Raw genomic sequence first — 25,066 nt, 5'->3', positions numbered from 1 at the left:
GGGCTTGGGCGGGTCACACCGGGGCGACGGTGTCGCCGGTGGTGGCGTCGGTGACGAGGATGGCTTCGACGGGGCAGCAGTCGGCGGCGTCGCTGACCGCTTCGGCCGGGTCGACCAGTTCCCGCAGTGGCGTGGACTTCTTGTCGACGAGCTCGAAGTGGTCCGGTGCGGTGCCCGCGCACAGGCCCGACCCGATGCATCGGTCCCGGTCGACCGCCACCTTCCACTGCCCGCTCACCAGCGCACCGGCAGTTCCTGGAGACCCCGCACCAGCATGCCCTTCTTCCAGGGAAGTTCCTCTTCGGCGACGGCGAGTTCGAGGTTCGGGAAACGGGTGATCAAGGTCTGTAGCGCGACCTGCAGCTCCATCCGGGCCAGCTGGGCGCCGACGCAGTGGTGCGGGCCGTGCCCGAAACCGAGGTGCGGGTTGCTCTCGCGGTGGAAGTCGAGCTCGTCGGGGTGTTCGAACACCTTGTCGTCGCGGTTGGCGGAGGCGAGCGCGCCGAGCACCGGCTCGCCGGCGCGGACCAGCACATCGCCGACCATGACGTCCTCGGTGGCGTAGCGGGCGAACGCGGCGGCGGTGCCGAGCGGCACGTATCGCATCAGCTCGTCGACGGCGGCGGGGATCAGGGTCGGGTCCGCCCGCAGCTCGGCGAGCTGGTCGGGGTTGGTGAGCAGCACGTACACGAAGTTGGGCAGCTGGGTGACCGTGGTCTCGTGCCCGGCGGCGAGCAGGCCGGCCGACAGCTGCACCAGCTCGGCCTCGGTGAGCCGGTCCTCGTCCTCGTCGCGGGCCTTGACCATGGCGCCGAGCAGGTCGTCGGTCTCCTGGGCGCGGCGCTGGGCGATCAGCCCGGCGATGTAGGCGTGCAGGTTGCCGAGGTACTCCATGATCTGCTGCGGGGTGAGCGAGGTGGTCGAGATGATCGCCTCGGACCACAGCTGGAACCGGTCGCGGTCGGTGAAGGGCACGCCCAGCAGCTCGCAGATGACCGTGACCGGCAGCGGGGTGGCGAAGTGCTCGACCAGGTCGGCGGGGGAGCCGTGCGCCTGCATGCCGTCGAGCAGCTGGTCGGCGATCTCCTGGGTGCGCGGGCGCAGGGTCTCGACGCGGCGGGCGGTGAACGCCTTGGCGATGAGCTTGCGCAGCCGGGTGTGCTCCGGCGGGTCCATCGCGAGCATGCCGGATTCACCCTGGTGCGGGTGGGTGCGCGGCTCGTCGCGCCCGACGCTGGCGGCGCGGCTGAAGCGGGCGTCGCCGAGGATCAGGCGTACGTCGTCGTAGCGGGTGGCGAGCCAGGCCTCCTCGCCGTACGGCAGGCGGACCCGGGTCAGCGGTTCGCTGCGGCGTAACTGCTCGTAGAGCGGGTTCAGGTTGAGCCGGTCGGGGTCACCGAACGGATAGGTGCGGGCCGCCATGATTTCACTGCCGGTCGACATCGTCGCCCCCTCGTGTGCGTACGAATTCAACTCTATGGATGGTAGTGTGGGTCAGTCCCGAAGTCGATGCCCATTCTATGAAAAAGCCGGATATTCAAGACAGTTCCGGCACAGTTGGCTTGACTGGGAACGTGACCGCCAACCGCCGCCGCCGGAGCTCGGCGGTGGCCGTGCTCGCTGCGCTGCTGGCCCTGGCCGCGTCCTCGGCCCGGCCGGAGACGGCCCGGTCCGCGGCAGCCCAGCCCACACCGGCTCCCAGCCCGGCGCCCAGCCCGTCGCTGGCGGCCGGGCCGGTCCCGCAGCAGCCGCGGCTGCTCGACCAGGCCAAGGTGGATCACGCGGTGGCCCAGCTGGACGGCCTGGTGCAGGCGGCGATGAAGCAGACAGGCGTGCCCGGAGTGGCCGTCGGCGTCGTCTACCGGGACAAGGTCGTCTTCGCCGAGGGGTACGGCGTCCGCAAGGTCGGCGCGCCCGGCGCGGTCGCCCCCGACACGGTGTTCCAGCTCGCCTCGCTGTCCAAGCCGCTGGCGTCCACCGTCGTCGCGGGTGTGGTCGGCGGTGGCAAGGTGGCCTGGAACGATGCGGTGATCAAGCACGATCCCGGGTTCGCGCTGAAGGATCCCTGGGTGACCCGCAACGCGACCGTGGCGGACCTGTTCTCGCACCGCAGCGGCCTGCCCGACCATGCCGGGGACCTGCTGGAGGACCTCGGGTTCGACCGGGCCTACATCCTGTCCCGCCTGCGGCTGGAGCCGCTAGCGCCGTTCCGGGCGAGCTACTTCTACACGAACTTCGGGCTGACCGCGGCCGCGCTGGCCGTGGCGAAGGCGGCCGGGCGCAGTTGGGAGGAGCTGTCCGCGCAGACGCTCTACCAGCCGCTGGGCATGACGGACACCAGCTCCGAGTTCGCCGACTACGAGCAGGACCCGGACCGGGCCGTCGGGCACGTCAAGGTCGGCGACGCCTGGCAGGCGAAGTACGTGCGCGACCCGCAGGCGCAGAGTCCGGCCGGCGGGGTCAGTTCGACCGTGAACGACATGGCGAAGTGGATGCGGCTGCAACTCGGCGCGGGCAGGTTCGACGGAAAGCAGCTGATCGACGCGATGGCGCTGCAGGAGACGCACCTGCCGCACAACATCGCCGCGCCGCCACGCGCCCCCGACGGCCCGGTCGGCTTCTACGGGCTGGGCTTCAACGTCGGCTATGACGAGTTCGGGCGGCTGCGGCTGGGCCACTCCGGGGCGTTCGACCTGGGCGCGGCCACCAACGTGACGATGCTGCCCGGCGAGGGGCTCGGCATCGTGGTGCTGACCAACGCGCAGCCGATCGGCGTGGCCGAAGCCATCGCGTACAACTTCATGGACATCGCCTCCTACGGCCGGCAGAAGACCGACTGGTTGCCGTTCATGCTCGGCGTGCTGCAGAAGATGGAGAGCGCGGACACCTCGCGAACCGACTACGCGAAGCCGCCCGCGAACCCGGCGGCCGCCAGGCCGGTGACCGCGTACACGGGCACGTACGCCAACGAGTACTACGGCCCGCTGACCGTCACCGCGCAGGGCGACAGGCTGACCATGACGCTCGGGCCGAAGAAGCAGGCGTTCCCGCTCACGCACTACGACGCGGACACCTTCAGCTACCGGACCACCGGCGAGAACGCGGTCGGCCTGGACGGGGTCACCTTCACCGCGGACGGCTCCGGCCCGGCGAAGCAGCTGCGCGTCGCGCACCTGGACGCCGACGGCTGGGGCACCTTCACCCGCCGCTAGACGCGCCCGTCCCGGACCGCCGCGATGATCATCTCACGTAGCTGCTCCATCGGATCGCCGTCGCCGACGGCCAGCGCGTTCTTCGTCGCCGCCACGGTCAGCCCGAGCTCGGGCAGCGCCCCGGCCAGGCTGCCGCCGATCCCGCCCACGCCGATCATCGGCCCGTCGACCGCGTAGCCGAGCGTCCAGCGCACCGGCATGCCGAACGTCCACTCCGGACCCCGGGTCACCGGCGTGCTCACCTCGCGCAGCCGTTCCGGGGAGATCAGGCGGACCCCGTCCACCTCGCCGAGCAGCGCGGCGAACATGCGGGCCGCCGCGCGGGCCGTGATGGTGCCCACGGCCGGCACGTCCGCGCGCAGGAAGGCCCGGTCGTTGCCCAGGTCGGCGTCGGGTCGCGCGCCGTGCGGCACCGCCCGGTCGAAGTTCGGCAGCTGCGAGCTGAGCTGCTTGAGCGCGTCCGACCAGCTCCGGTCGGCCAGTACGGCGAGGGAGTCCAGGTCCTTTTCGGGTACGCCGAGCAGCAGTTCGCCGGGCATGCCCAGCGGCGCGGCGACGTCGGCGGCCAGCACCTGCGCCACGGTCCGGCCCGTGGCCCGGCGGACCGTCTCGCCGACCAGCCAGCCGTACGTCCACACGTGGTAGCCGTGCGCCGTGCCCGGCTCCCACAGCGGTGTCGCGTCGGCCATGATCGCGCACATGCGGTCCCAGTCGGCGAGGTCCGCGGCGGTCACGTCGGGCGGCAGCGCGGGCAGCCCCGCGGTGTGTGTGAGCGCGTGGCGCAACGTGATGCCGGACTTGCCGTGCCGGGCGAACTCCGGCCACACCTCGGCGATGTGCAGGTCGTAGTCGAGCCTGCCCTGCTCGGCCAGCACGTGCACCACGGTCGAGGTGAGTGCCTTGCCGGTGGAGTAGCTGAAGAACGGGGTGCCCGGGGTGACCGGCCGCCCCGTCGCGGGGTCGGCCAGCCCGGCGACGGCGTCGACGATCGGCACGCCGTGCAGGTACGCGGCGACCTGTACGCCGGTCTCCTGCCCCGAGCCGACGAGGTCGTCGACGCGCTGCTGTACACGCTGCTGAAGGTGGTGCCAGGTCATGGTGCGGGGGTGTCCTCTCGGGCGGATGCCGCCGGGGGTGCGGCGGGCCAGTGTTCGAGCAGCACGTGCAGGGCTTCGACGGCCCGCCGCCACGACTGCTCGACGTCGCGCGGGTGGCCGAAGCCGCCGGTGGCCTCCAGGCTCACGAACCCGTGGAACGCGCCGCGCAGCAGGCGCACCGCGTCGGTGAGGTCGGGTTCGGACAGACCGTAGCCGCGCAGCATGCCGTAGGTCAGCTCGTAGGTGCGCCGGAACGCGACCGGGTCGGCGGTGACGAGCTCGGGCGGCAGCGGGAGCTGGGTGGCCGCGTACCGGCCGGGGTGGGCCAGGGCGTAGGCCCGGTACGCGTCCGCGAAAGCGATCAGCGCGTCCCGGCCCGACCGGCCCGCCACGGCCGCGGCGATGGCGTCGACCAGCTCGCCGCCCGCGAGCAGCGCGATGCGGTGCCGCAGGTCCTGCAGGTTGCGGACGTGGGAGTAGAGGCTCGCGTCCTTCACGCCGAACCCGCGCGCCAGCGCGGAGATCGTGACGTGGTCGAGCCCGGCGGTGTCCGCCAGGTCGGCCGCCGCCAGCGTCACCCGCTGCGCCGTGAGCCCTGCCCGTGCCATAACCTAAGGTTACTAGGCAACAGCCTAGGATGACTAGGGAGTATGGCTCAGTCCACGTACGGCCGGACCAGCCCCGGTGCGGGCAGGTAGGGCTCCCAGTAGACGATCTGCCACGCCGCCTGCAGCGCGTCCTCGCACGGATAGGTGTGCCCGCACCGGTCACAGATGCCCTGCACCTGCATGTGGTGCTCGCTCCAGCGCTGCCGCCCCTCGGCGACCATGGCCAGGGCGCGGCTCTGGATCGCCGTGCGGCCGACGTAGGTCGTGCCGTGGGAGTTGCGCCGGACGTCGTTCGAGGATCTGGGTCGTGGCTGCGGCCTTGACATAAGCCTTCTCCTGCCGTCATCCGGCATAACGCGGTACGGCCCGTTAAGGTGCCGAGCTGTCGTAAACCCGTTGCCCGGGCGCGAGCCCTGCGATGGACCGGCCAGGTGAGATCGTTCGCAGAGTTGCCGGCAGAGGGCACGGACGCGCGCCGACGGCCCCCTTCGTCGCCCACTGCCGGCGCTTCCTGCGCACCGCCTGCAAACCTTGACCGTCAGGGACGCGGGTAGCGGATGAGCAGGCTGGCCCGGACGGGGTGGTCGCCGACGGCCTCGTAGAGGTGGGGCACGTCGGACCGCCAGGAGACGTGCTCGCCGGGGTGGGCGGTGAGCGGGGCGTCGATCGGCCCGGCGCGCAGCACGCCGTCGAAGACGGTGATGTGCTCGGTCACCCCGGCGTGGTGCGCCGGTGAGACCTGGGCGGCGCCGGGCGGGACGACCATCCGGTACAGCTCGTAGGTGACCGCGTCGTCGTCGAACACCTGCAGGAGCGTGGCTTCGACGGCGGTGCCGCGTACCGTGCCGGCCTGCTGGCCGGCCAGCAGCGCGGTGATCGGCACGCCGAGCGCGGCGGTCACCGACCACAGCGTGTCCAGGGTCGGGTTGCGGGTGCCGTTCTCCAGCCCCGACAGCGTCGCCTTGCCCACGTTCGCCCGGCGGGCCAGCTCCGACAGCGAGATCCCCGCCTGCTCGCGCAACCGGCGCAGCCGTGCGCCGACACCTTCGGCCCCGGGCTCCAGGGCCGGGGGCCGGCCGCTGCGGGCGGTTGCCGGACGCGCGCTCATGGGGCTATCGTGCACCACGAGCGACCGTTCCGTTTGCGGAACGCTCGCGCTGGAGCGAGGAGCCGGGGCGTGGGCAGGGGAGTGTTGCAGCCGGTGCTGGCCGGGGTGGTCACGGCGGTGGTCGGGTTCGCGAGCACGTTCGCCGTGGTGCTGGCGGGGTTGCGGGCGGTGGGCGCGGACTCGCGTCAGGCCGCTTCGGGCCTGCTGGCGGTATGCGTGGCCGCCGGCGCGACAGCGATCGTGCTCGGCCTGCGGCACCGCATCCCGATCAGCATCGCCTGGTCGACGCCGGGCGCGGCGCTGCTGGCCGCCACCGGCTCGGTCGACGGCGGGTTCGCCGCGGCGGTGGGCGCGTTCGCGGTCACCGGCGCGCTGATCGTCGCGGCGGGGCTGTTCCCGGCGCTGGGCCGGGCGATCGCGGCGATTCCGCGGCCGATCGCGGCGGCCATGCTCGCGGGTGTGCTGCTCGACCTGTGCATCGCCCCGGTGCGGGCGCTGGTCGACGTGCCGCTGCTCGCTGCGCCGATCGTGTTGGTGTGGCTGGTGTTGAACCGCTTCGCGCGAGCCTGGGCCGTGCCCGCTGCGCTGGCCGCGGCCGTGCTCGTGATCGTGCTGGACTCCCCGGCCGCGTTGCGCGGAGCCGCCGCCGCGCCGGAGGTCGTGCTCACCGCGCCGGTGTTCACCTGGCAGGCGCTGGTGAGCCTGGCGGTGCCGCTGTTCCTGGTCACCATGGCCTCGCAGAACGTGCCGGGCATGGCCGTGCTGCAGGGGTACGGCTACACCCCGCCGCTGCGCGGCGTGCTGCTCGGCACCGGGGCGGCCACGGCGGTCGCCGCGCCGTTCGGCTCGCACGCGGTGAACCTGGCCGCCATCACCGCCGCGCTGGCCGCGGGGCCCGACGCGCACCCTGATCCGCGGCGGCGCTGGATCGCCTCGGTGACCGCGGGCCTCGGCATGATCACTCTCGGGCTCGGCGCGAGCGCGGCGACGGCGTTCGTGCTCAGCTCGCCGCCGCTGCTGATCGAGGCGGTGGCGGGCCTGGCCCTGCTCGGGGCGCTCGGCGCGGCGATCGCCTCGGCGACGGCCGAAGCCGAGGGGCGGGAGGCGGCGGTGGTCACCTTCGTGGTGACCGCGTCGGGCGTGGCGCTGCTCGGGGTCGGCGCGGCCTTCTGGGGGCTGCTGGCCGGCGGCCTCATGCTGCTGCTGCGACCTCGCTCAGGAACGACTCCACCGTCGCCGCGAACGCCTGCGGATCGTCCACCCACGGAAAGTGACCCGACGCCGGCTGCACCGTCAGCCGTGCCGAGCTGAGCCGCTCGGCCAGCGCGCGTACGGCGTGCCGGGTGGGCCAGATGTCGTGCTCGCCGACCACGAACAGGGTCGGCACGGCGAGCCGGGCCAGCCGCTCCGGCAGGGCCGGGTCGGGCTCGTAACCGGCGTAGAAGCCGTCGGTGGCGGGCTTGGCGAACTCGGCCGGCTCGGCGTCGGCCTGCGCCTTGGCGGCGTCGTTCCACTGCCCGTAGAGCAGGGGAGCGGACAGCCGGCGCAGCCGCTCCAGCTCCTCGGCGTCGGCGGCCTCGGCGGTGAGCGCGGCGGCGGCCTCGTCGATCCACGGCTCGTGCGAGCGCTCGGCCAGCACGTGTGCCACGTCCAGATCGGACGGCAGGCCCAGCACGCGCAGGGACGGGTCGACGACGACCAGGCGGCGCAGCCGCTCCGGGTGCTTGTCGGCGTACAGGAAGCACACGCCGCCGCTGGCGGAGTGGCCGAGCAGGTCCATGGTGGGCAGGCCGAGGTGGGCGCGCAGCGCCTCGACGTCGTCGGCGATGCGGTCGACCCGGTAGGTCGCCGGGTCGGCGGGCACGGCGGAGTCGCCGGTACCGCGGTTGTCCAGCAGGATCAGCGTCCGGGTGGCCGACAGCCCACCCAGCTCGCCGAGGTATCGCACGGCCTGGCCCGGCCCGCCCGGCACGCACACCAGCGGTGGCCCGTCGCCGGTGACCCGGTAGGCGAGCTCGGTCCCATCCCATGATCGAAAGCTAGGCACCCAGCCAATTCTGCCAGCCCCTCGCAGGGAACGCCCTCGCTGGCGCGACGTCGCCCGGTGGGGCGCCGGGGCGGCGGGTGGGTGGGGTGATCAGGCGCGGTCGCGGCGGAGGCGGGCATATGCCCACGCCGCGGCGGCGGTCCACAGGGTGGCGTGGGCAGCGAGGGTCAAGGCGGTGAGGGCGGTGCCGCCTGAGGTGGTGAAGCGGGTGGCGGCCATCAGGGGTGGCACCAGCCAGGGGGCGGGGGAGCCCTGCAGGCCGAGCACGATCGCGAGCACGGAGCCGGTGACCAGGACCGCCGCGCCCATGCCCGCGGTGCGGGTGACGGCGCGGCAGGACAGTGCGCCGAGGGCCACGGCCGGTCCCAGGGCCAGCAGGTGCACGCCGAGTCCGATCAGGAGGCTGCTCGGCTCGCCCTTGACGCCGCCGAAGATCCACGGCATGACCAGTGCGACGGCGATGGTGCCGAGCCCGGCGGCCGCGGCGGCCAGCAGCCCGGCGGCGATCTCGCGCCCGGCCGAGCCGAGGGCTACCCGGGCCAGCCGGCGCTGCACGTCCGGCTCGACGTCCAGCAGGATCTTCGTCTGCCAGGCCAGCACGGGGAAGGCGACCAGGGCGGAGACGCCGTACGCCTCACCGGCCTCGGCCTGACCGCCGCCGTAGAGGATCGACAGCACCGCGAGCGCGGCGATCAGGGGCGCGACGGCCCGCCCGGTGCGGACGAAGCCGTGCAGCCGCATCCTGGTCAACGCGATCACGAGCCGACCTCCTCGCGTACCCGCAGCACATGGTGGCCCTGTTCGCGCAGGCGCGCGACGGCGTCGGCCAGGTCGGCGGCGTCGACCGCCACCTCGACGACGCAGCGCGGCCCGGTGTCGGCGGCGGCCGTGGTCACCGTGCCGTCGGCGACGGTCCACGACGCCGCGCCGGGCAGCCGTACGGTCTCCCCGCGGTGGTCGCTGACCAGCACGGATCCGCCTCGCGCGGCGACCTCCAGGACGATCCCGGGGACGAGGTCGCGGGTCGCCGCGTCCAGACCCTCCCACGGCTCGTCCAGGATCAGCAGATCCGGCGGCGCGAGCATGGCCTGCGCCAGGCCGACCTTCTGTGCGGTGCCCTTGGACAGCTCGGGCAGCTTGACGTCGCGGAAGGCGCCGAGCCCGAGCCGCTGCACCCACTCGTCGACGGCCCTTGTGGCGGCGGCGTGGCCGAGCCCGCGTACGGCGGCCATGGCGCGCAGGTAGCCGGTGACGGTGCCGGCCTGGTCGGCGGGGAAGCGCTCCGGGACCCAGCCGACGACAGCGGGGCGGTCGGTCACCCGGCCCCGGGTCGGCCGCAGCACACCGGCGACGAGCTGGAGCAATGTCGACTTGCCGGCGCCGTTGCGGCCCAGCACCACCACGATGCCGCCGGGTTCCACCCGGGCCGTGACGTTGCTCAGGACCCACGGTCCGCCGCGGCGGTAGCGTTGCCACACGTCGTCGAGATGCACGGGGCGATTGTGCCACCGGGCACGGCGTACCGCCTATGGGTGATCTTGGAAGCGGTCCGTGACCGCGCCGCGCGGCGACATAGGATGGTGCTTTCGTGCTTGATCGTCTGATTCCGCGGTGTGGCGGGCCGGGCGGCGACGGCAGGGGGCTTCGTATGGATCTCGGCGTGCACCTCATCAGCTTCACGTTCCCTGGCGGGACGGCGGCGATCGGCCCGACCCTGGCGGCGGCCGGGCGGGCGGCCGAGGACGCCGGGGTGGCCAACCTGTCGGTGATGGACCACTACCTGCAGATGGACGGCATGGACCTGGGCGGCCCGCTCATGCCCATGCTGGAGGGCTACACCACGCTGGGCTTCCTGGCCGCGAACACCAGCACCGTCACGCTGCAGCTGCTGGTCACCGGCGTGACCTACCGGCACCCGGGCCTGCTCGCGAAGATCGTGACCACGCTGGACGTGCTGTCCGGCGGCCGGGCCGTGCTCGGCATCGGCGCGGCCTGGTACGACCGCGAGCACGCCGCCTACGGGGTGCCCTTCCCGCCGGTGGCCGAGCGGTTCGAGCGGCTGGAGGAGACGCTGCGGATCGTCCGCCAGATGTGGAGCGACGACGACGGGCCTTATGAGGGGCGGCACTACCGGCTGGCGGAGACGGTCAACTCGCCGCAGGCGCTGTCCGCCCCGCACCCGCCCATCATGATCGGCGGCGGGGGCGAGAAGAAGACGCTGCGCCTGGTCGCCAAGTATGCCGACGCCTGCAACCTGTTCGCCGGGCCGGACAGCGCGCCGGAGGAGATCGCGGCGAAGCTCGACGTGCTCAAGCGGCACTGCGCGCGCGAGGGCACCGACTACGACCGCATCCGCAAGACGATCGCCTGGTCGGCCCCGGTGACCCCGGACGCGGCCGGCGGGGCGGACTTCGTCGCGTCACTGGAGCCGTACGCGAAACTGGGCGTCACGCAGGTGCACCTGATGCCGTACACGGCCGAGCCGGTGGCGTTCCTGAACGGCCTCGGCGAGCATGTGGTGGGGCGGCTGAAGCAGCTGTGAGCCTCAGCCGAGGCCGAGCAGCGGCGGGACCTGCGCCATCGCGGTGACCACGTGCTCGGCCCCGGCGGCCGCCAGCGTGCCCGCCGAGGCCAGTGCGGCGTAGCCGAGCACGGTCATGCCCGCGGCCCGGCCGCCGCGCACCCCGAACGGGCTGTCCTCGATCAGCGCGCAGTCCGCCGGGTCCACCCCGATGCGGTCGGCGGCCAGCAGGAACAGGTCGGGTGCGGGCTTGCCCCGGGCGACCATCGACGCGCTGTAGCAGTGCGCGCCGAAGTAGCCGCCCAGCCCGGTCACCCGCAACCGGAACGCGATCTCCTGCGGCGTGCCGCTGGACGCCACGCACACCGGCACCGACGCGGCGCGCAGCAGGTCCAGCAGTTCGCGTACGCCGTCGACGGCGACCAGCTCGTCCTGCTGGCGAGCCATGACCTCGCGTTCGTACGCCGCGGGCAGGTCGAAGCCGACGGGGCGGCCCAGCTCGCGCTCGACGTCGGCGACGCATTCGGCGGTGGCGCGGCCCATGTAGCGCTCGATGCTCTGTTCCAGGGTCGTGGGCAGGCCCGCCCGCGTGACCATCTCCGCGAAGACCGCGTTGTTGATGATCTCCGAGTCCACCAGTACGCCGTCGCAGTCGAACACCACCGCTTTGATCACCCGTACAGGCTGCCACGGATGGGTGCGCGGCTGCTCCGTGGGTGTGACCGCGGTGTCGCTAAGTGGACAAATCGGATGTAGCGCTTCCGGTGTCGAGCGGATCATTCGCGGCAACGATCGAGCACGCGGAGGTACGCCATGTCCCGTCAGCTGACCCGCAGATCCGTGATCGCCGCCGGGCTGGGACTGGCCGCGGTGCCGCTGCTGCCCGCCGGCCGGTCGGCCGCCGCCGATCCGCCGCTGCGCGTGGGCGTACTCGTCGCGCGGACCGGCGGCCTCGTCGACTACGGCCGCCAGCAGCTGCTCGGGTTGCAGCGGCGTGCCGACGGGCTCAACGGCTCGGCCGGGCACGGCGGCGCACACCCCGCCGCACAGCTGGAGCTGCTGCTGCAGGACGTCGGCGACACTCCCACGACCGCCCGCGAAGCCGTCTCCCGGCTGCTCGACCGCGGCGTGCACGCCCTCGTCGGGCCGCCCGCAGGCTGGCTCGACGACGCGGTCGTCGGCACCGCCCAGGCCGCCTGCACCCCGCTCGTGCTCCCGGCCACCGGCCCGACCCCGGGCTCGCCGTACGCGTTCCGCAGCGCGCCCACCGACGCGCAGGTCCACCGGGCGCTGCTGGCCGCGATGACGGCGGCCGGGCAGCGCGCCGCCGGGGTGCTGCGACTCGACGTGCGCGACGACCCGGCCCTGCGCGAGTCGCTCGCCGCCGAAGCGGCCGGGCAGGGCGCGCGCATCGTGTCCACCGAAACGGTGCCGCTCGACGGCACGGGCCTCGCGGACAAGGTGAAGGCCCTGATCGCAGCCGCGCCTGAGGCGCTGCTGCTGGACCTGCCCGCGCCCCTGGCGGCCGCGGCGGCCGTCGCCGCGAAGACCGCCGGCTGGACCGGCCCGGTGCTGTCCACACCGGACGCCGCGCAGGCGTCGTTCCACCAGCTCGCGGGCGTGGCCGCGGCGGGCGTACGGGCCGTGAGCCCGTGGCTGCCCGTGGCCGCCGAAGCACCCGAGGCGCTGCCGAACTGGTCGAGCGTGCGCCGCTTCGCCGCCGAGCTGGGCACGGCCCCCGCCCCGTCCGCCGGGTACGCCGCCGACGCGATAACCCTGCTGCACCAGGCATTCCTCGGCCACCGCGACAAGATGGCCGCCCGCGACCAGCTCGAACGCGCCTGCTGCGTCGGCGTCACCGGCGTGTTCAACATGACCGCCGACAACCACGCGGGCCTCGCCCCCGACGCACTCACCGTGCTCACCTCCCGTGCCGGCGCCTGGACGACCCTGCCCCCGGCCCCGTGACCCGTCCGCCGCGAAACCGACGGGGTGATCGGATTGGCGGCGCCGCCGCATACTGTGCCGCGTGACCCGTGACCACAGCACTCGGACCCCGGCGGCCAGCCTGCGGCTGCGTTTCGCGGCTTGGCAGAACAGGCTGCCGGTCACCTGGCAGGTGATCTCGCTACTGGCGCTCCCGGTGGCCATCGGCACCGCGGTGTATCGGCATCACGGTTGGGCGCTCGGCCTGGCAGCGGTGCTGTTCTACGGTTTCCTGTTCACCGTCGGCACGATCCGCGTCCCGGAATACGAGTCCTGGCAGAACGGCAAGGGCACGTGGGACGCGATCATGTCCGTCCCGATGGTGTTCTTCTCACTGGCGATCCTGTTCGACGAGCTGGCGCTGTGGCAGACCGGTGCGATCGCCGTCGGGGTGGGCGCGGTGCTCGCCCCTTTCCTCATTCGACGCCGCCGCGTGCTGCGGGCCCGGGAAGGCGCTCAGGCGGCCCGGTCGGTGCTGCTGGCCCCACTCGACCGGCCGGTGCTGTCCGACGGCGAGTGCCTGCTGTGCCGGCCCGCCGACGCGGACAGGTTCTTCGAACGGCGGCGGGTGTGGGAGGACGAGCACTGGCGGCTGTCGGTGGTGCTGCGTGGCGCGGTGGCGGGATTCGCGCACCTGGAATCACGCAGGCACATCCCGTACCTCGCCGATCTCGACGGGCCGGAGGCGGCGACCCTCGGCCCGGTGCTGGCCAGGGCCACCGCGGCGGTGCGCGAGGCGACCGGGGCGGACAAGGTCTACGTGTACGTATTCGGCGACCGCGTGCCGCACCTGCACTTCAACCTGGCCCCGTACCATCCGGGCGGGCCGCTCGTCGGCGGGGCCGGTCAGGTGCGGCCGGACGCGCCCGCGGCCAGCGCGGCCGCGCATGACGCCGCCGCGAAGGCGGTGCGCCACCTCCTCGGCGGCCTGGCGTGAGCTGGGGAGCCGTTCGGCTGTCAGCTAATGGGGCATTTCGGCAATTTTGCGAATTCCTGTCCGGTTTACCCCGATTCTCGGTAGCGTCAGGGCAACCCGATCATCCCCGAGCAGTGGAGAGAAGCCATGCGCCGCCCAGTGCGACGTGGTCTCTTGTTGCTGACCACGGCTACCGTCCTCGTCCTCGGCTGGCCCGGCGCCAGTGCGCAGGCCGCCGCCTACCTGAGCCACCGCACCACCGTCGACATCTTCCGCGACGCGGGGATCTCGATCTGGTCGAGCGGCAACTGCTCCAACCGGAACAACCCGAACTGCACCTCGTTCGAGCGCATTCGGCGGTCCACCGTCGACGGCCTGCTCACACTGCGCAAGGCCAGCAAGTGCGACCTGCGGGTCACCGGCGGCACCGAGACCGGCCACGGCTCCGGCACGTACACGCACTGGAACGGCTGGAAGATCGACATCAGCAAGTACGACTGCATCGGCCGCTACATCAAGCGGTATTTCCGCTACGTCGGCCACATCAAGGGCTGGGGATACCAGTACAAGGCGCCTTCCGGGAACATCTACACCGACGAGGGCAACCACTGGGACATCCTGTATTACAGCTGCGGAGGCTGCTCCGGCGACGACGATGAGCCGACGCTGAGCCCGTCACCCTCCCCGTCGGCGAAGCCGTCGCCGAGCGCGTCACCGTCGGCCACGCCTTCCGCGAGCACCTACCCGTCGGCCAAGCCGTCGTCGAGCGCGTCAGCGTCGGCCACGCCTTCGGCCGCCCGCCCGTCGGTGTCCTCGTCTCCGTCCATCGACCCGTCTCCGTCCATCGACCCGTCACCGTCGGCGAGCGTGTCGCCGTTCGTGAGTCCGTCGTGGTCGGGGAGCCCGTCACCGTCGGCTGCGCCGGTCGGCTCGTCGGCCTCGCCCGGTCCGTCCGGCTCGGCGCAGATTCCGGCGTCGGCCTCACCTTCGGCCGGGCCGACAGCCGGATCGGCTTCGACCGGACCGTCCAACGCGGCCCCCTCAGGCACGCCGTCGCCGTCCGTCAGCCCGTCGGCGTCGATGACGGTCCAGCCGTTCGGCGCGGCGACGACACCGGACGCGGCTGCCGGGAACCAGGCCCTGGTCGAGCCGCCGACGGCGCTGCCGCCGCCGCCGGTCCGCGAGCCGGTTCCGCAGCCGACGAAGCTGCTGCGATCGGTGGACCCGGAGCCGCGGACGCCACCGGCCACCATGGACCCGGCACAGGTCGACGCGCCACTCGGCTGACCACCGCCCGAGGCCGCCGTGGGTGCCGCGCACCCGCGGCGGCCTCGTGTCATGCCCGCGCGTTCGCGGCTGCGGGGGATGACGGCCCCGCTCAGCCCTTGACGTAGGACAGCTTCTCGGCGATCCGGCCGTCGCGGACCCTGATGACGTCGACGCCGCGGACGTGCCCGGTGCCCCAGTCGTAGCGCCACCGCTGCACGACCAGGTCACCGGCGACGGTCCGCTCTTCGGTGTCGAACCGGCCGGCGAGCTGCTCGAACACCGGCCGCCAGGCCTCGCGCACCTCGTCGCGTCCCTCGTGCCGGCGGCCGTCCGGGGCGGGATTCGTGCTCTCGAACACCACGTCGGCCGTACACAGGTCGAGTGCGGCTGCGAGGTCGTGGTCGTTCCAGGCGTTGTTGAACGCGTCGACCAGTGCGGGTGTGTCCATGCGTCGACGATAGGTCCGGGTGCGGGACGAAGGTGCAAGGGCGAGCCGCGCGCCGGTGCCGGGTTCCGGACATGGGCCGCGCGCCGGTCCGTCGGCCCGGAACCGGCGCGCGGAGTCGGGATCATCAGGCGGTGAAGCCCGCGAACAGGATCGAGGCCAGGCCGAGGCCGATGGCGAGGTTGGCCAGGGTCGCGCCGCCGAACACGGCGACCGGCCGCCAGCCCGCCTCGCGCAGGGCGCTGACCCGCAACTGCAGGCCGATGCTGACGAAGGCGAGGATCAGGAACCAGGTGCGCAGGTCGTTGATGACGCCGATGTGGGCCTTGGCCTCGGCGGCGCTGACGGTCCCGGCGTACCAGGTGCCGATGGCGGAGGCGGCGATGAAGCCGAGCACGAACTTGGGGAAGCGGTCCCACAGCTGACGCAGGCCGGGGCGCTGCGCGTCGGCGTCCTTCTCCACCTTGAACGCGAAGTAGGCGGTGAGCGCGACCGCGACGATGCCGATCAGCGCGTTCTGGGTCGCCTTGACGATGGTGGCGATCTGCAGCGTCTGCTCGCCCGCGATGGCGCCGGCGGCGGTGACCGCAGCGGTGGTGTCGATGTTGCCGCCGATCCAGGCGCCGGCCACGGCGGGGCTGAGCCCGAGTACGTCGGCGAGCCATGGCAGCAGGAAGATCGAGGGCAGCGCGAAGATGATGACCAGGCTGGCCGCGTACGCGAGCTGCTCGCGTTTGGCCCGTACGGCTCCGGCGGCGGCGATGGCGGCGCTGACGCCGCAGATCGAGACCGCGGCCGACAGCAGGGCGCGCAGCTTCTCGTCGAGACCGAGCAGGCCGCCGAGATACCAGGTGATCAGGAAGACGCTGCTGATCAGCAGCACGGCCTGCAGGATCGCGGGTCCGGCGGCCTTGACGATCAGGCTGAGGTTGATCGACGCGCCGAGCAGCACCAGGCCGGTCTTGATGAAGAACTCGGTGCGCACGGCGTCGGCGATGCGCTCGCGCAGGCCCGCGTAGTAGACGATCACGTTGCCGATCAGGCCGAGCGCGATCGCGTAGATCGGGTATTCGACGGCGGCGGCGAACTTCTCCAGGCTGGTGCCCTCGGCCGCGGCCGGGATGGTGTCCTCGAGGAACCGGGCCACCGAACCGAGGACGAGCACGATGAACACGCCGAGGACGAGCCAGGGCCAGGTGCGGACGGGGCGCTCGGCAGTCGCGGGCGCGAGGTCCTCTTCGGTGGCGACCATCAGGGCACCAGGCCCGTCGGGATGACGCCGGTCAGCACGAGCGCGACCAGGAGCAGGCCGACGGCGGTGGCCAGCCAGTCCTCGTTGAGGGCGGCGCGCTGCGCGCGGGTGACGGTGGGGGATTCGGCGGCGGTCGGTGGTGGGGTCAGGTCACTCATGGCGTACGCCTTTCGGGCGGGAGGTGGCGACGCCGTCTATTCTATACAAGACCGGTAGGAGTAGTCGAGATTAGATTTCCTGCCTTGACAGGGCTGCACCCCTGCTGTTGTAGCAGCAGGGGCGCAGCTTTCATCCGATTTGCGCGTAGTGGCTACAGCGGTTCGAGCCATATGTTGCGGAACCGCGGGTTGGCTCCCGCGTCACCGTGGTCCTGCAACCGGATCGGTCCGCCCGCCGCGCCTTCCGGCGCCCCGGCCCCGGTCGACCCGTTGATCGTGATGTCGTTGTGCACCACGAAGCCGTTCCACACGATGGTGACCCGGGCGTCGGCCGTCTTGTTGCCCGAGCCGTCGAAGCGGGCCGCCTTGAACACCACGTCGTAGGACTGCCAGGTCTCCGGCGCACCCGCCGCGTTCACACTGGCGGCCGCCTTGGTGTAGATCGAGCCCGCCTCGGTGTTGTCCAGCGCCGTGTCGCCGTAGGAGTCCAGCACCTGGAGTTCGTAGCGGTCCTGCAGGTAGATCCCGCTGTTGCCGCGCTGCTGCCCGGTGACGTTGGCCGGGTAGAGCGGCTCGTACCACTCCACGTGCAGCTTGAAGTCGCCGAACGCCTGCCTGGTGCGGATGTCGCCGCCCAGCGACTCCAGCGAACCGCCGGAGAACGGCCAGGTCGCAGCGCCGCCGCCCGTGGTCTGCCAGGAGGCCACGTCGTCGCCGTCGAACAGCTGGATGCGCTGCCCGCTGCCGGCCACCGCCCAGCGCTGGCTCAGCACCCCGGCGGCTTGCCAGATGTGCAGCTGGGTGCCGTTGGCGGAGCTGCCGGACAGGGCGTCGAGCACCTTGCCCGACTGCGGGTTGAGCAGCGTGCCGTCGGGCTGCGGCTGCCATACCTGCGAGCCGGAGCCGTTGCAGGTCCACAGCTGCACCTTGGTGCCGTTGGCGGTGCCCGCGTTGTCGACGTCCAGGCACTTGCCCAGCGCCCGGTAGGTGCTGCCGACCCGGCTCCAGCGCTGTGCGTTCGAGCCGTTGCAGGTGTACAGCTGGATCTTCGTGCCGTCGGCGGTGCCCGCGTTGTCGACGTCGACGCACTTGCCGCCGGTGCCGACGATGGCCCCGGCCCCGCCGGACACGGTCAGCGCGTCGAGGTTGACGTGGCCGACGTCGCCGCTGTCGTACTTGATCGCGATGGTGTTCGCCCCGGCGTTGAGCGCCACGCTCTCGGTGAGCGTGGACCAGGTGTCCCAGTTGCCGGTGCTGGCCAGCGTGATCTGCCGCAGCTTGACGCCGTTGACGTACAGGCTGACCGTCTTCGGGCCGGCGGACGGGTTGGGCCCGTTGGAGTAGCGCAGCCCCGCCTGGTAGGTCCCGGCCGAGCCCGCCGTCACGGTGAACGTGGTGCTCGCGCCGAGGGTGCCGTACCCGGCGACGAAGCCGGTGCCGGTGTAACCGGTGTGGTCGGTGGCGACCGTCGCGCCGCCGCTGCGGGCCGCCGACTCGGCCTGGTAGATCCCGTCCGACGGGGGCGGGGTCTGGCCGGGGATGGCGTTGAGGGTGTACCAGGCCTCGGTGCTCCACAGCGACGCGCCGCTGCTGGAGGTGAACGGGCGCGGCGAGCGGATGTGCACGACCCGCCCCGCCTGCCTGCCGCTGACCGCCAGGGTCACCTTCTTGCCGTCTGCGGACAGGGTGGCCGAGGTGACGGTCAGGTTCTGCTCGTCGAGCTTCGGGCCGCCGTAGGCGGCCGTGGCCTCGTAGCGCCACTGCTTGAGCTTGTACGCCGAGGCCAGGCTCGCCGCCGTCGCCGCCGACAGGGGCTGGGTGTACTCGATCTCGAACCCGGCGCCGGTGGCCCGCACGGCGAGGATGTCGAACACCGACGTGCCGTTCGGGGTCAGCTTCTGCAGGCCGTAGGTGAGCTTGCCGGACTGGCCCCAGTTGCCGCCCGCGCCGAGCCCGCCGAGGTAGATCGCCCCGTCCGGGCCGATGTTGACCTCGGAGACGCCCGCCTCCAGGCCCTGCGTCATCCGGAACAGTGCGCCCTGGTACTCCCCGTTGACCTTCTCCACGAACGCCCGCTGCAGACCGCCGTAGGTCACGTCACCGATCACGAACTGCCCGGCGTACGTGCCGCTGGGCAGCAGGATCGGGGTGCTGGGCGAGTTGGCGATCTCGTTCTGCGGCATCCACAGCACCGGCGGGGTCACCGGCGCGGTGTCGAACGGGCCCGCCGGGGTGGTGTAGTGGTTGAAGAAGCGACCCTGCTTGATGTGCAGCAGCTTCGAGGACGGCAGCCAGCCGCCCTGGTTGTCGGTGACGAAGATGCCGTTCTCCGGACCCCAGCCGATGCCGTGCGGCGTGCGCAGGCCGCCCGCCACGTAGGAGATCGCGCCGGTGGTCCGGTTCACCTTGACGGTGGTGCCGCGGTTGGTCGCGGGCTGCGGCACGGTGGTCGCGCCGCCGCTGTTGATCGACACCGACAGGTTCAGGTAGAAGAACCCGTCCTGATACAGCAGCCCGAACGCGAACTCGTGGAAGTTGCCGCCCCACGGCCAGGTCGCGATCGTGTTGTACTGGTCGGCCACCTCGTCGCCGTTGGTGTCCACCAGCTGCGTCAGCCGCTGCTTCTCGGAGACGTAGACCTGTCCGTCGACGACCTTGAGACCCATCGGCTCCTTCAGGTTGCCGCCGATCTTTCTGGTGGTGACGCTGCCGGGCCCGGTGGCCCCGCCGGTGTTGCCGAGGATGTACACCTCACCGGCCTGCGATGTGCCGGACTGGTCCGTGCCGCCCCAGGTGCAGATCACCAGGCGGCCGTCGGGCAGCCAGTCCATGCCGGTGACCTTCGGCTGGAAGGTGCCCGGCCGCAGGTTGGTCAGCGTGTATCCGGGGTGGACGCCGGTCAGCGGCAGGCCGTCGCCGGGAGAGTCGGCCACGCCCTCGCACTCCTTGCGGCCCGGTGCGGTCACCCGCACCACACCCGCGTCGGTGCTCAGCGCCGAGTTCGGCACCAGCACGAACGCCGACGAGCCCGGGGTGCGCCACTCCAGGGTGAGCTGCTGGCCGCCGGTGCGCTCGAAGTAGTCGATGCGCAGCGCGTGGTAGCCCGTGGTGAGGCTGACCGTGCCCTCCATGGCGGTCGCGCCGTGCAGCCCGTCGTGGTTGACCACCATCGCGCCGTCGATCCGCAGTTCGGAGCCGTCGTCGCTGGTGAGCCGGAAGGTGTACGAGCCTGCCTGGGTGATGTTGATGTTGCCGAGCGCCTGCGCGACGAACAGGTCCTCGAACCCGAAGTCGGCGGCGGTGCTCCAGTTGACCGTCGGCATCAGTTTGTCGATGTTGGGCGTCTGCGCGGGCTTGAGCGCGCAGATCTCGTTGAGCGGCACCTGGACGTCGAAGACGCGCAGGGTGACGCCCGGTTCCTGGGCGGGCACCGCGGCGGCGGGCGCGGCCCACACGCCGCCCGCGAGGGCGAGCGCCAGCGAGACCAGCACGGGACCGCGAATTCGGCGTAGCAGTCGTCTGCCCATCGTCACTCCTGGGGAGGGGAGAGGTGGCCGTGCCCGGTGGTCATCGACGCCGACGATTAACACACCAGAAACATCGGAGGGTGGATCGAGACATTAGACGCTTTCGATCGTGCTGTCTATATCTTTCGATCAACACAGCAAAAGTTGTTGCCGTCTCTACGAAAGTCGGCGCGCACGGTAGCTGAGCGACGCTTCCAACGTGGCTGCATGCACCGCTCGGGCCAGGCGTGCGCCCCATGCCGAGCGCGGCCCGGCGAACGGGATCTCCTCGCCCGCCTCCCGCGCGGCCACGCACACCGCGTCGGTGGGTGTGCCCGAGGCGTCGAAACCCGCGTCACGCAGCGCCTGCACCTTCGCCTCGGTGGCGGTGGCCACCGCGTTGACCATCGCGGCGGGCGACAGCGCCACCGGCAACGCCACGATGATGTTGATGGTGCCGGGCACCAGCGCGGCCCGTGCGGTGTCGGCAGCCGGCGTGGCCTGCGCGGCAGCGTCCGTGGCCCGGGCGGCCCCGGGGTCCGAGGCGGCTTCCGCGGCCCGTGCAGCGTGTGCGGCCGCGGCTTCCGCGGCCCAGCCGCACACCCCGATGCCGGCCGTGACCAGGGCCTCGACATCGCCGTCGCGGGCGAAGGCGCCCTCCTCCACGCGGGCGGCGGTCATCAGGCCGACGCCGCGACCGGTCATACCGTGCCGCTGCGCGATCTCGGTCAGGTGCCGATCCGGATCGAGCCGGGTGTACCCGTGCCCGACCTGGGCGTTGAGCACCCACGCGCGCGGCCCGACGCCGCCGCCCAGCACCGCGCTGGAGATCATCTGCCAGCCGGGACCCGCCTGCCACAGCAGCGCCGGACACCTGCCCGACGCGTCCTCATGGTGGACCAGCACGGGGCGGAGCAGGACGGCGTCAGGGTGGGGCGTCGGCAGCACACGGGACTCTAACGCGTCCTGCCACGCGGGGCGCGATCCCTGTCGAACGGCTGTGGCGGGCATGTCATGCCTACTCGCGCTCGTTTCGGGACGCTCAAGCGTCCCGAAACGGGCTGGGCCGGACTAGGACACTTCGGCGGGCCGGGTGCTGCCGCTGCGGCGAGGGCCGGGAACCGCGGCGGTCGGGACGGCCGTGCCGGTGGCGTCAGGAGGGCGTATCCCGGTGCCGGGCCACCAGTTCACGCGGCCGAGCAGGGACATCGCGGCGGGCAGGAGCAGGCCGCGGACCACCGTGACGTCGAGCAGGACCGCGACGGCCATGCCGACGCCGATCTCCTTGACCGCGACCAGCTCGCCTAGCGCGAAGCCGAGGAAGACGATGCCGATCGACACCGCCGCGGCGGTGACCACCGGGCCGGTGGCGGTGATCCCGGCCAGCACGGCGCGGTCGTTGGCGGCGCGGTCGTCGCCGGTGCGGCGGGCCCACTCCTCCCGGATCCGGGCCAGCAGGAACACCTCGTAGTCCATGGACAGGCCGAAGACGAACACGAACAGCAGCAGCGGCGTGGTCAGGTCCAGCGCGCCCCACGGCGTGAAGCCGAGCAGGCCCGAACCCCAGCCCCACTGGAACACCGCGACCAGCACGCCGAGCGTGGCCAGCATGGTCAGCAGGTTCATCAGCAGCGCCTTGACCGGCACCACCAGCGAGCCGGTGAGCAGGAACAGCAGCAGCGCCGTCGCGACCACGACGACGGCGAGCGCGACCGGCAGCCGGTCGGCGGTGGCGTCCTTCGCGTCGACGAGCTGCGCGGCGGGCCCTGCCACCAGCATCGGCACCGAGGTCTCCAGCGCGCGCAGGTCTCGTACGAACTGCTGGGCCGGCTCGTCCGAGGCCGGACCCGGTCGCTCCACCTCGGCGATGACGACCTGCGGCGGCACGTTCTCGCGCAGATCCACATCGGTCACCCCGGGCAGGGCGCGCATCCGCACCAGCAGCGCCTGCACGGCAGGATCGGCGGCGGCGGCCTCGATGATGACGGGAACCGGCTGCGGGTACTTCGCGGCGAAGTGGTGCTCGTACGCCTCGTGCGCCTGCCGCGCCTCGCTGCTCGCGGGCAGCGAGCGGGCGTCGGAGTCGGCGAGGTTCACGTGCAGCAGCGGCACGCTCAAGGTGAGCAGGACCGCGGTCACCGCGAGCGCCACCGCGGCGGGCCGGCGCTGCGCGAACGCCGCCGAGCGGGCCAGCAGGCCCGGGCCGCGCCGCGCGGGACGCCGCCAGACCCAGGTCCGCGTCCCGGGCGCGGGGATGCGCCGGTGCGCGATCGCGATCAGCGCGGGCACCAGGGTCAGGCCGGTCGCCGTGGCCAGCAGGACCACCAGCGCGCCGCCCAGCGCCATCGCTGCCAGCAGCGGGTCGGCGAAGACGAACAGGCCGGACAGCGCGGCGCCCACGGCCAGCCCGGATACGAGCACGGCCCGCCCGGCGGTGGCCACCGTCCGGGCCAGCAGGTCCGGTATCGGCGCGCGGGGGTCGGCGGCGCGTTCCTCGCGGAAGCGGGCCAGGATCAGCAGGCTGTAGTCGACGGCCAGGCCCAGGCCGAGCAGGGTGACCACGTTGACCGTGTAGTCGCTGACGCCGATCGCGCCGGCCAGCCCGGTCAGCGCCAGCAGGGTGCCGGCGACCGTGGCCAGCGCCGCGCCGATCGGCAGGCTGCCCGCGGCCAGCCCGCCCAGCATCACCACCAGCGCGCCGCACAGCACGATCAGCGCGACCGACTCCCCGAGGGCGGCGTCCGCGATCGCCTGGTCGCCGAAGTCGCGCTCGGCCAGCAGTTTCCCGCCGACCAGCACCTGCGGCACGGCCACCCGGTGCAGTGCGGCCCGCACCTGGTCGGCGACGGCGAGGGCTTCGTCGTCGCTCAGCTGCGGCGACAGCTCGACGACGACCAGCGAGTTCTGATTGTCGGCCGTGATCTGCACCGTCCCCGCCGTGTAGGGGTCGGTGACCTTGACGACGCCCGGGATGGCCCGGATCTCGAACATGATCCGGCTGGCCTGGTCGACGAGGTCGGTGGCGAAGAAGTTCCGCCCGGACAGCACCGCGACCAGCTGCTCGCCGGTCGGCGTCAACTCGTCGAGGCGGGCCTGCGCGGCGGTCGACGGCGCGTCCGGGCGCAGGTCGTCCAGCGGCTCCGTCCGGTCGTAGACCGTGCCACCGAAGACCGCCCCGAACAGGGCGATCCCGGCCCAGCCGACGATGACGGCGTACCGTCCCCGGGCGGCGATCCGACCGAGCCGTGCGAGCATCGCGTCCTCCCGGAGCGGCGGCGCCGATCTGGCGATCACCGACGCCATGAAATACCGCCGACCGTCCGAACGCAACAGCCGCAGCCGATCCCTGTTCACCGCTGCCACCCGTTGGTAGGTTCTCGCGCATGCCGATCGCCCGCGCGCTGCGCGCCCTCACCGCCGCCTGCGCCCTCGCGGGCGTGGTGCTGCTGCTGGTGGACACCGGGGGCGGGCCGGGGATCGCCGTCTACTTCACGGTGCAGAGCAACCTGATCGTCGCGGCCGTGTTCGGGCTCGCCGCGTTCGGCCGGGGAGGCGTGCGGCTGCGTGGGGCCGCAACCCTCTACATCGCGATCACCGGGACCGTGTACCACCTCGTGCTGACCAACCCGGCGAGCCCGTTCTTCACCGCCGACCCGGGTGCGGACACGATGCACAACCTGCTCCTGCACACGGCGACCCCGCTGCTGGCGGCGATCGACTGGCTGCTGGTCAACCGGGAGCGGGTGCGCTGGTGGCACGCCGGAGCGTGGCTGGCCTACCCGCTGGCCTACCTGGCGTTCGCGCTGGTGCGCGGGGCGCTCACGGGCAGCTACCCGTACCCCTTCATCGATGTGGCCGCGCTCGGCTACGGCGCGGTCGCGGTGAACGCGGTGGTCTTCTCGGTGCTGTTCTTCCTGCTGGGACTGCTGCTGATCGGGCTGGGCGAGCTGGCCCGGCGGGTCCGGCGCGCTCCGGCCGCAGCACCCGGCGCAGGCTGACCTACCCCGGACCGATCATCGGATCGTGGCCGTGACCATGCCCGTCACACGCGCCCGCTCGGCCCTGATCTGGTGGTGGCGGTCGCGCCATGTGTCGGCGGCGGGTCGTCGCATCATGTTCTGCGCGGGCACCAGCAGCACCCGTGCGCCCTGCCCGGCGACCGCTGCGGCAGCCTCGGGGAATCGGGTGTCGTAGCAGATGTTGATGCCGAACCGGACGCCGTTGCAGCTGCGCGCATCTCCAGGAGCGTAGTGGCGGCGCTGCGGGCCGGTGTGCCTAGGAGAAGGCCGCGGCGAGCGCGCCGGCCTTGATGATGATGATCGCCAGGGGCAGCACCAGGCCGCAGGTGTAGAGGCCGGTCACCGACCAGCCGATGATGACCGCGGCCAGCGCGAAACCGTTGCCGGTCTGGCCGCGCTCGCGGATCTGCCTGCGTGCGACGTGGCCGAGGATCGCGCCGACGGGCGCGCACACGTAGGTGACCACGCCGAGGCAGGCCAGCAGCAGGGCAGGCACGGCCAGCACGTTGTTGCGGCTGACGAACTGCTTGGCATGGCCCACGGCCGCCGCCGTCGCCTTGGACACCGCCACCGCATGTGCGTCGTCGATCCGCATCGGTGCCGGCCCGGCCTGGCGCGGCGACGGTTGCACCGGCAGGGTCGGATGCGGCACGGGTTCCGGCGGCATGGGCGGGTGCGGCGCCGGTGGCATCGGCACCGGCGCGGCCGGAAACGGCGTCGGCTGCATCGGGGCGGGCTCGCGGAGCACGGGCTGTGGTGGTGCGGGCTCGCCCGCCGTCGGCTGCTCGCTCACTGCTGCCCCGTCCCCGTCGTCGTAGGGATCCATCGACCTGGCTGTTAGGTCGAACGGGATGTTACCGAAGCCTCAGTGGACGTGTCACCCGTTCATGCGCCATTGTGGACGGTCGGTCTCCGGGTCTCG

Annotated in this window: 24 protein-coding genes and 1 pseudogene; 7 read left to right on the top strand and 18 right to left on the bottom strand. The window is 72.5% G+C overall.

What is annotated here, in order from left to right:
* Window positions 1-13 precede the first annotated feature (13 nt).
* Both FLL47_RS15530 and FLL47_RS15525 read right to left on the bottom strand, forming a co-directional pair.
* On the bottom strand, window positions 14-238 hold the full coding sequence (locus FLL47_RS15530) for a ferredoxin (protein WP_144121236.1): 225 nt from the start codon (window positions 236-238) through the stop codon (window positions 14-16).
* Window positions 235-1,473 (bottom strand): cytochrome P450, encoded by a 1,239-nt coding sequence (locus FLL47_RS15525; RefSeq protein WP_281286716.1) that lies wholly within the window; start codon window positions 1,471-1,473, stop codon window positions 235-237. Before FLL47_RS15525 ends, FLL47_RS15530 begins: the two co-directional genes overlap by 4 nt.
* 101 nt (window positions 1,474-1,574) lie before the next feature.
* Between FLL47_RS15525 and FLL47_RS15520 the strand changes: the two genes are divergently transcribed.
* On the top strand, window positions 1,575-3,212 hold the full coding sequence (locus FLL47_RS15520; RefSeq protein ID WP_222106088.1) for a serine hydrolase: 1,638 nt from the start codon (window positions 1,575-1,577) through the stop codon (window positions 3,210-3,212).
* On the opposite strand, the gene FLL47_RS15515 is transcribed toward FLL47_RS15520, so the two are convergent.
* The 4 genes from FLL47_RS15515 to FLL47_RS15500 all read right to left on the bottom strand — a co-directional run bounded on the left by FLL47_RS15515 (window position 3,209) and on the right by FLL47_RS15500 (window position 6,025).
* Window positions 3,209-4,309 (bottom strand): serine hydrolase domain-containing protein, encoded by a 1,101-nt coding sequence (locus FLL47_RS15515; protein WP_144121234.1) that lies wholly within the window; start codon window positions 4,307-4,309, stop codon window positions 3,209-3,211. The two genes, FLL47_RS15520 and FLL47_RS15515, sit on opposite strands and share 4 nt — an antisense overlap.
* The gene (locus FLL47_RS15510; RefSeq protein WP_144121233.1) at window positions 4,306-4,917 is read right to left on the bottom strand and encodes a TetR/AcrR family transcriptional regulator; all 612 of its coding nucleotides are present in this window, start codon (window positions 4,915-4,917) and stop codon (window positions 4,306-4,308) included. Before FLL47_RS15510 ends, FLL47_RS15515 begins: the two co-directional genes overlap by 4 nt.
* 47 nt (window positions 4,918-4,964) lie before the next feature.
* Window positions 4,965-5,243, bottom strand: coding sequence for a hypothetical protein (locus tag FLL47_RS15505; RefSeq protein WP_144121232.1), 279 nt, complete (start codon window positions 5,241-5,243; stop codon window positions 4,965-4,967).
* A gap of 212 nt (window positions 5,244-5,455) precedes the next feature.
* Window positions 5,456-6,025 (bottom strand): helix-turn-helix domain-containing protein, encoded by a 570-nt coding sequence (locus FLL47_RS15500; RefSeq protein ID WP_144121231.1) that lies wholly within the window; start codon window positions 6,023-6,025, stop codon window positions 5,456-5,458.
* A 69-nt stretch (window positions 6,026-6,094) separates the two neighbouring features.
* Here FLL47_RS15500 and FLL47_RS15495 point away from each other — a divergent pair, with 69 nt between their 5' ends.
* On the top strand, window positions 6,095-7,336 hold the full coding sequence (locus FLL47_RS15495) for a benzoate/H(+) symporter BenE family transporter (RefSeq protein WP_144121230.1): 1,242 nt from the start codon (window positions 6,095-6,097) through the stop codon (window positions 7,334-7,336).
* On the opposite strand, the gene FLL47_RS15490 is transcribed toward FLL47_RS15495, so the two are convergent.
* The 3 genes from FLL47_RS15490 to FLL47_RS15480 all read right to left on the bottom strand — a co-directional run bounded on the left by FLL47_RS15490 (window position 7,218) and on the right by FLL47_RS15480 (window position 9,565).
* Window positions 7,218-7,973, bottom strand: coding sequence for an alpha/beta fold hydrolase (locus tag FLL47_RS15490; RefSeq protein WP_342780329.1), 756 nt, complete (start codon window positions 7,971-7,973; stop codon window positions 7,218-7,220). The genes FLL47_RS15495 and FLL47_RS15490 overlap by 119 nt on opposite strands.
* A 189-nt stretch (window positions 7,974-8,162) precedes the next feature.
* Window positions 8,163-8,831: a hypothetical protein gene (locus tag FLL47_RS15485; RefSeq protein ID WP_144121228.1), complete on the bottom strand. Its 669-nt coding sequence runs from the start codon at window positions 8,829-8,831 to the stop codon at window positions 8,163-8,165.
* The gene (locus tag FLL47_RS15480) at window positions 8,828-9,565 is read right to left on the bottom strand and encodes an ATP-binding cassette domain-containing protein (RefSeq protein WP_144121227.1); all 738 of its coding nucleotides are present in this window, start codon (window positions 9,563-9,565) and stop codon (window positions 8,828-8,830) included. Before FLL47_RS15480 ends, FLL47_RS15485 begins: the two co-directional genes overlap by 4 nt.
* Before the next feature lie 155 nt (window positions 9,566-9,720).
* Between FLL47_RS15480 and FLL47_RS15475 the strand changes: the two genes are divergently transcribed.
* Window positions 9,721-10,614 carry an LLM class F420-dependent oxidoreductase gene (locus FLL47_RS15475; RefSeq protein WP_144121226.1) on the top strand — a complete coding sequence of 298 codons (894 nt, stop codon included), beginning with the start codon at window positions 9,721-9,723 and terminating at the stop codon, window positions 10,612-10,614.
* A 3-nt stretch (window positions 10,615-10,617) separates the two neighbouring features.
* Here FLL47_RS15475 and FLL47_RS15470 read toward each other — a convergent pair whose 3' ends face one another.
* Entirely contained in the window at window positions 10,618-11,268 is a 651-nt protein-coding gene (locus FLL47_RS15470; protein WP_246157960.1) for an HAD family hydrolase, read from the bottom strand.
* A gap of 138 nt (window positions 11,269-11,406) precedes the next feature.
* Here FLL47_RS15470 and FLL47_RS15465 point away from each other — a divergent pair, with 138 nt between their 5' ends.
* The 3 genes from FLL47_RS15465 (at window position 11,407) to FLL47_RS42950 (ending at window position 14,782) form a co-directional block, all read left to right on the top strand.
* Complete coding sequence (locus FLL47_RS15465) at window positions 11,407-12,561, top strand: ABC transporter substrate-binding protein (RefSeq protein ID WP_144121224.1); 1,155 nt, start codon at window positions 11,407-11,409, stop codon at window positions 12,559-12,561.
* Window positions 12,562-12,622: 61 nt separating this feature from the next.
* Complete coding sequence (locus tag FLL47_RS15460; RefSeq protein ID WP_144121223.1) at window positions 12,623-13,516, top strand: HIT family protein; 894 nt, start codon at window positions 12,623-12,625, stop codon at window positions 13,514-13,516.
* Window positions 13,517-13,669: 153 nt separating this feature from the next.
* Window positions 13,670-14,782, top strand: a complete 1,113-nt coding sequence (locus FLL47_RS42950; RefSeq protein ID WP_186315750.1) for a hypothetical protein — start codon at window positions 13,670-13,672, stop codon at window positions 14,780-14,782.
* 91 nt (window positions 14,783-14,873) lie between these two features.
* On the opposite strand, the gene FLL47_RS15450 is transcribed toward FLL47_RS42950, so the two are convergent.
* From FLL47_RS15450 to FLL47_RS15430, 6 genes are all read right to left on the bottom strand, one after another.
* Window positions 14,874-15,212 (bottom strand): nuclear transport factor 2 family protein, encoded by a 339-nt coding sequence (locus FLL47_RS15450; RefSeq protein ID WP_144121222.1) that lies wholly within the window; start codon window positions 15,210-15,212, stop codon window positions 14,874-14,876.
* A gap of 124 nt (window positions 15,213-15,336) precedes the next feature.
* Window positions 15,337-16,461, bottom strand: a complete 1,125-nt coding sequence (locus tag FLL47_RS15445; RefSeq protein ID WP_144121221.1) for a YeiH family protein — start codon at window positions 16,459-16,461, stop codon at window positions 15,337-15,339.
* Window positions 16,461-16,619 carry a hypothetical protein gene (locus tag FLL47_RS42945; protein ID WP_186315783.1) on the bottom strand — a complete coding sequence of 53 codons (159 nt, stop codon included), beginning with the start codon at window positions 16,617-16,619 and terminating at the stop codon, window positions 16,461-16,463. Before FLL47_RS42945 ends, FLL47_RS15445 begins: the two co-directional genes overlap by 1 nt.
* 152 nt (window positions 16,620-16,771) lie before the next feature.
* Window positions 16,772-20,146: a 3-keto-alpha-glucoside-1,2-lyase-like domain-containing protein gene (locus FLL47_RS15440; protein ID WP_144121220.1), complete on the bottom strand. Its 3,375-nt coding sequence runs from the start codon at window positions 20,144-20,146 to the stop codon at window positions 16,772-16,774.
* Between the two features lie 156 nt (window positions 20,147-20,302).
* Window positions 20,303-21,073 carry an adenosylcobinamide amidohydrolase gene (locus FLL47_RS15435; RefSeq protein WP_222106087.1) on the bottom strand — a complete coding sequence of 257 codons (771 nt, stop codon included), beginning with the start codon at window positions 21,071-21,073 and terminating at the stop codon, window positions 20,303-20,305.
* A 123-nt stretch (window positions 21,074-21,196) separates the two neighbouring features.
* Window positions 21,197-23,419, bottom strand: a complete 2,223-nt coding sequence (locus tag FLL47_RS15430) for an MMPL family transporter (protein WP_186315749.1) — start codon at window positions 23,417-23,419, stop codon at window positions 21,197-21,199.
* A gap of 89 nt (window positions 23,420-23,508) precedes the next feature.
* Here FLL47_RS15430 and FLL47_RS15425 point away from each other — a divergent pair, with 89 nt between their 5' ends.
* Window positions 23,509-24,123: a Pr6Pr family membrane protein gene (locus tag FLL47_RS15425; RefSeq protein ID WP_144121217.1), complete on the top strand. Its 615-nt coding sequence runs from the start codon at window positions 23,509-23,511 to the stop codon at window positions 24,121-24,123.
* Between the two features lie 15 nt (window positions 24,124-24,138).
* Here FLL47_RS15425 and FLL47_RS15420 read toward each other — a convergent pair.
* Together FLL47_RS15420 and FLL47_RS15415 are read right to left on the bottom strand one after the other, a co-directional pair.
* A pseudogene (locus FLL47_RS15420) lies at window positions 24,139-24,363 on the bottom strand (nitrilase-related carbon-nitrogen hydrolase); the annotation flags it as partial.
* A 37-nt stretch (window positions 24,364-24,400) separates the two neighbouring features.
* The gene (locus tag FLL47_RS15415) at window positions 24,401-24,970 is read right to left on the bottom strand and encodes a DUF4190 domain-containing protein (protein ID WP_246157958.1); all 570 of its coding nucleotides are present in this window, start codon (window positions 24,968-24,970) and stop codon (window positions 24,401-24,403) included.
* Window positions 24,971-25,066: the final 96 nt, after the last annotated feature.

The sequence above is a fragment of the Catellatospora sichuanensis genome, assembly GCF_007483665.1.
In the GTDB taxonomy this organism is placed as follows: Bacteria; Actinomycetota; Actinomycetes; order Mycobacteriales; family Micromonosporaceae; genus Catellatospora; species Catellatospora sichuanensis.
This window is presented reverse-complemented; position numbering and strand designations above follow the sequence as displayed.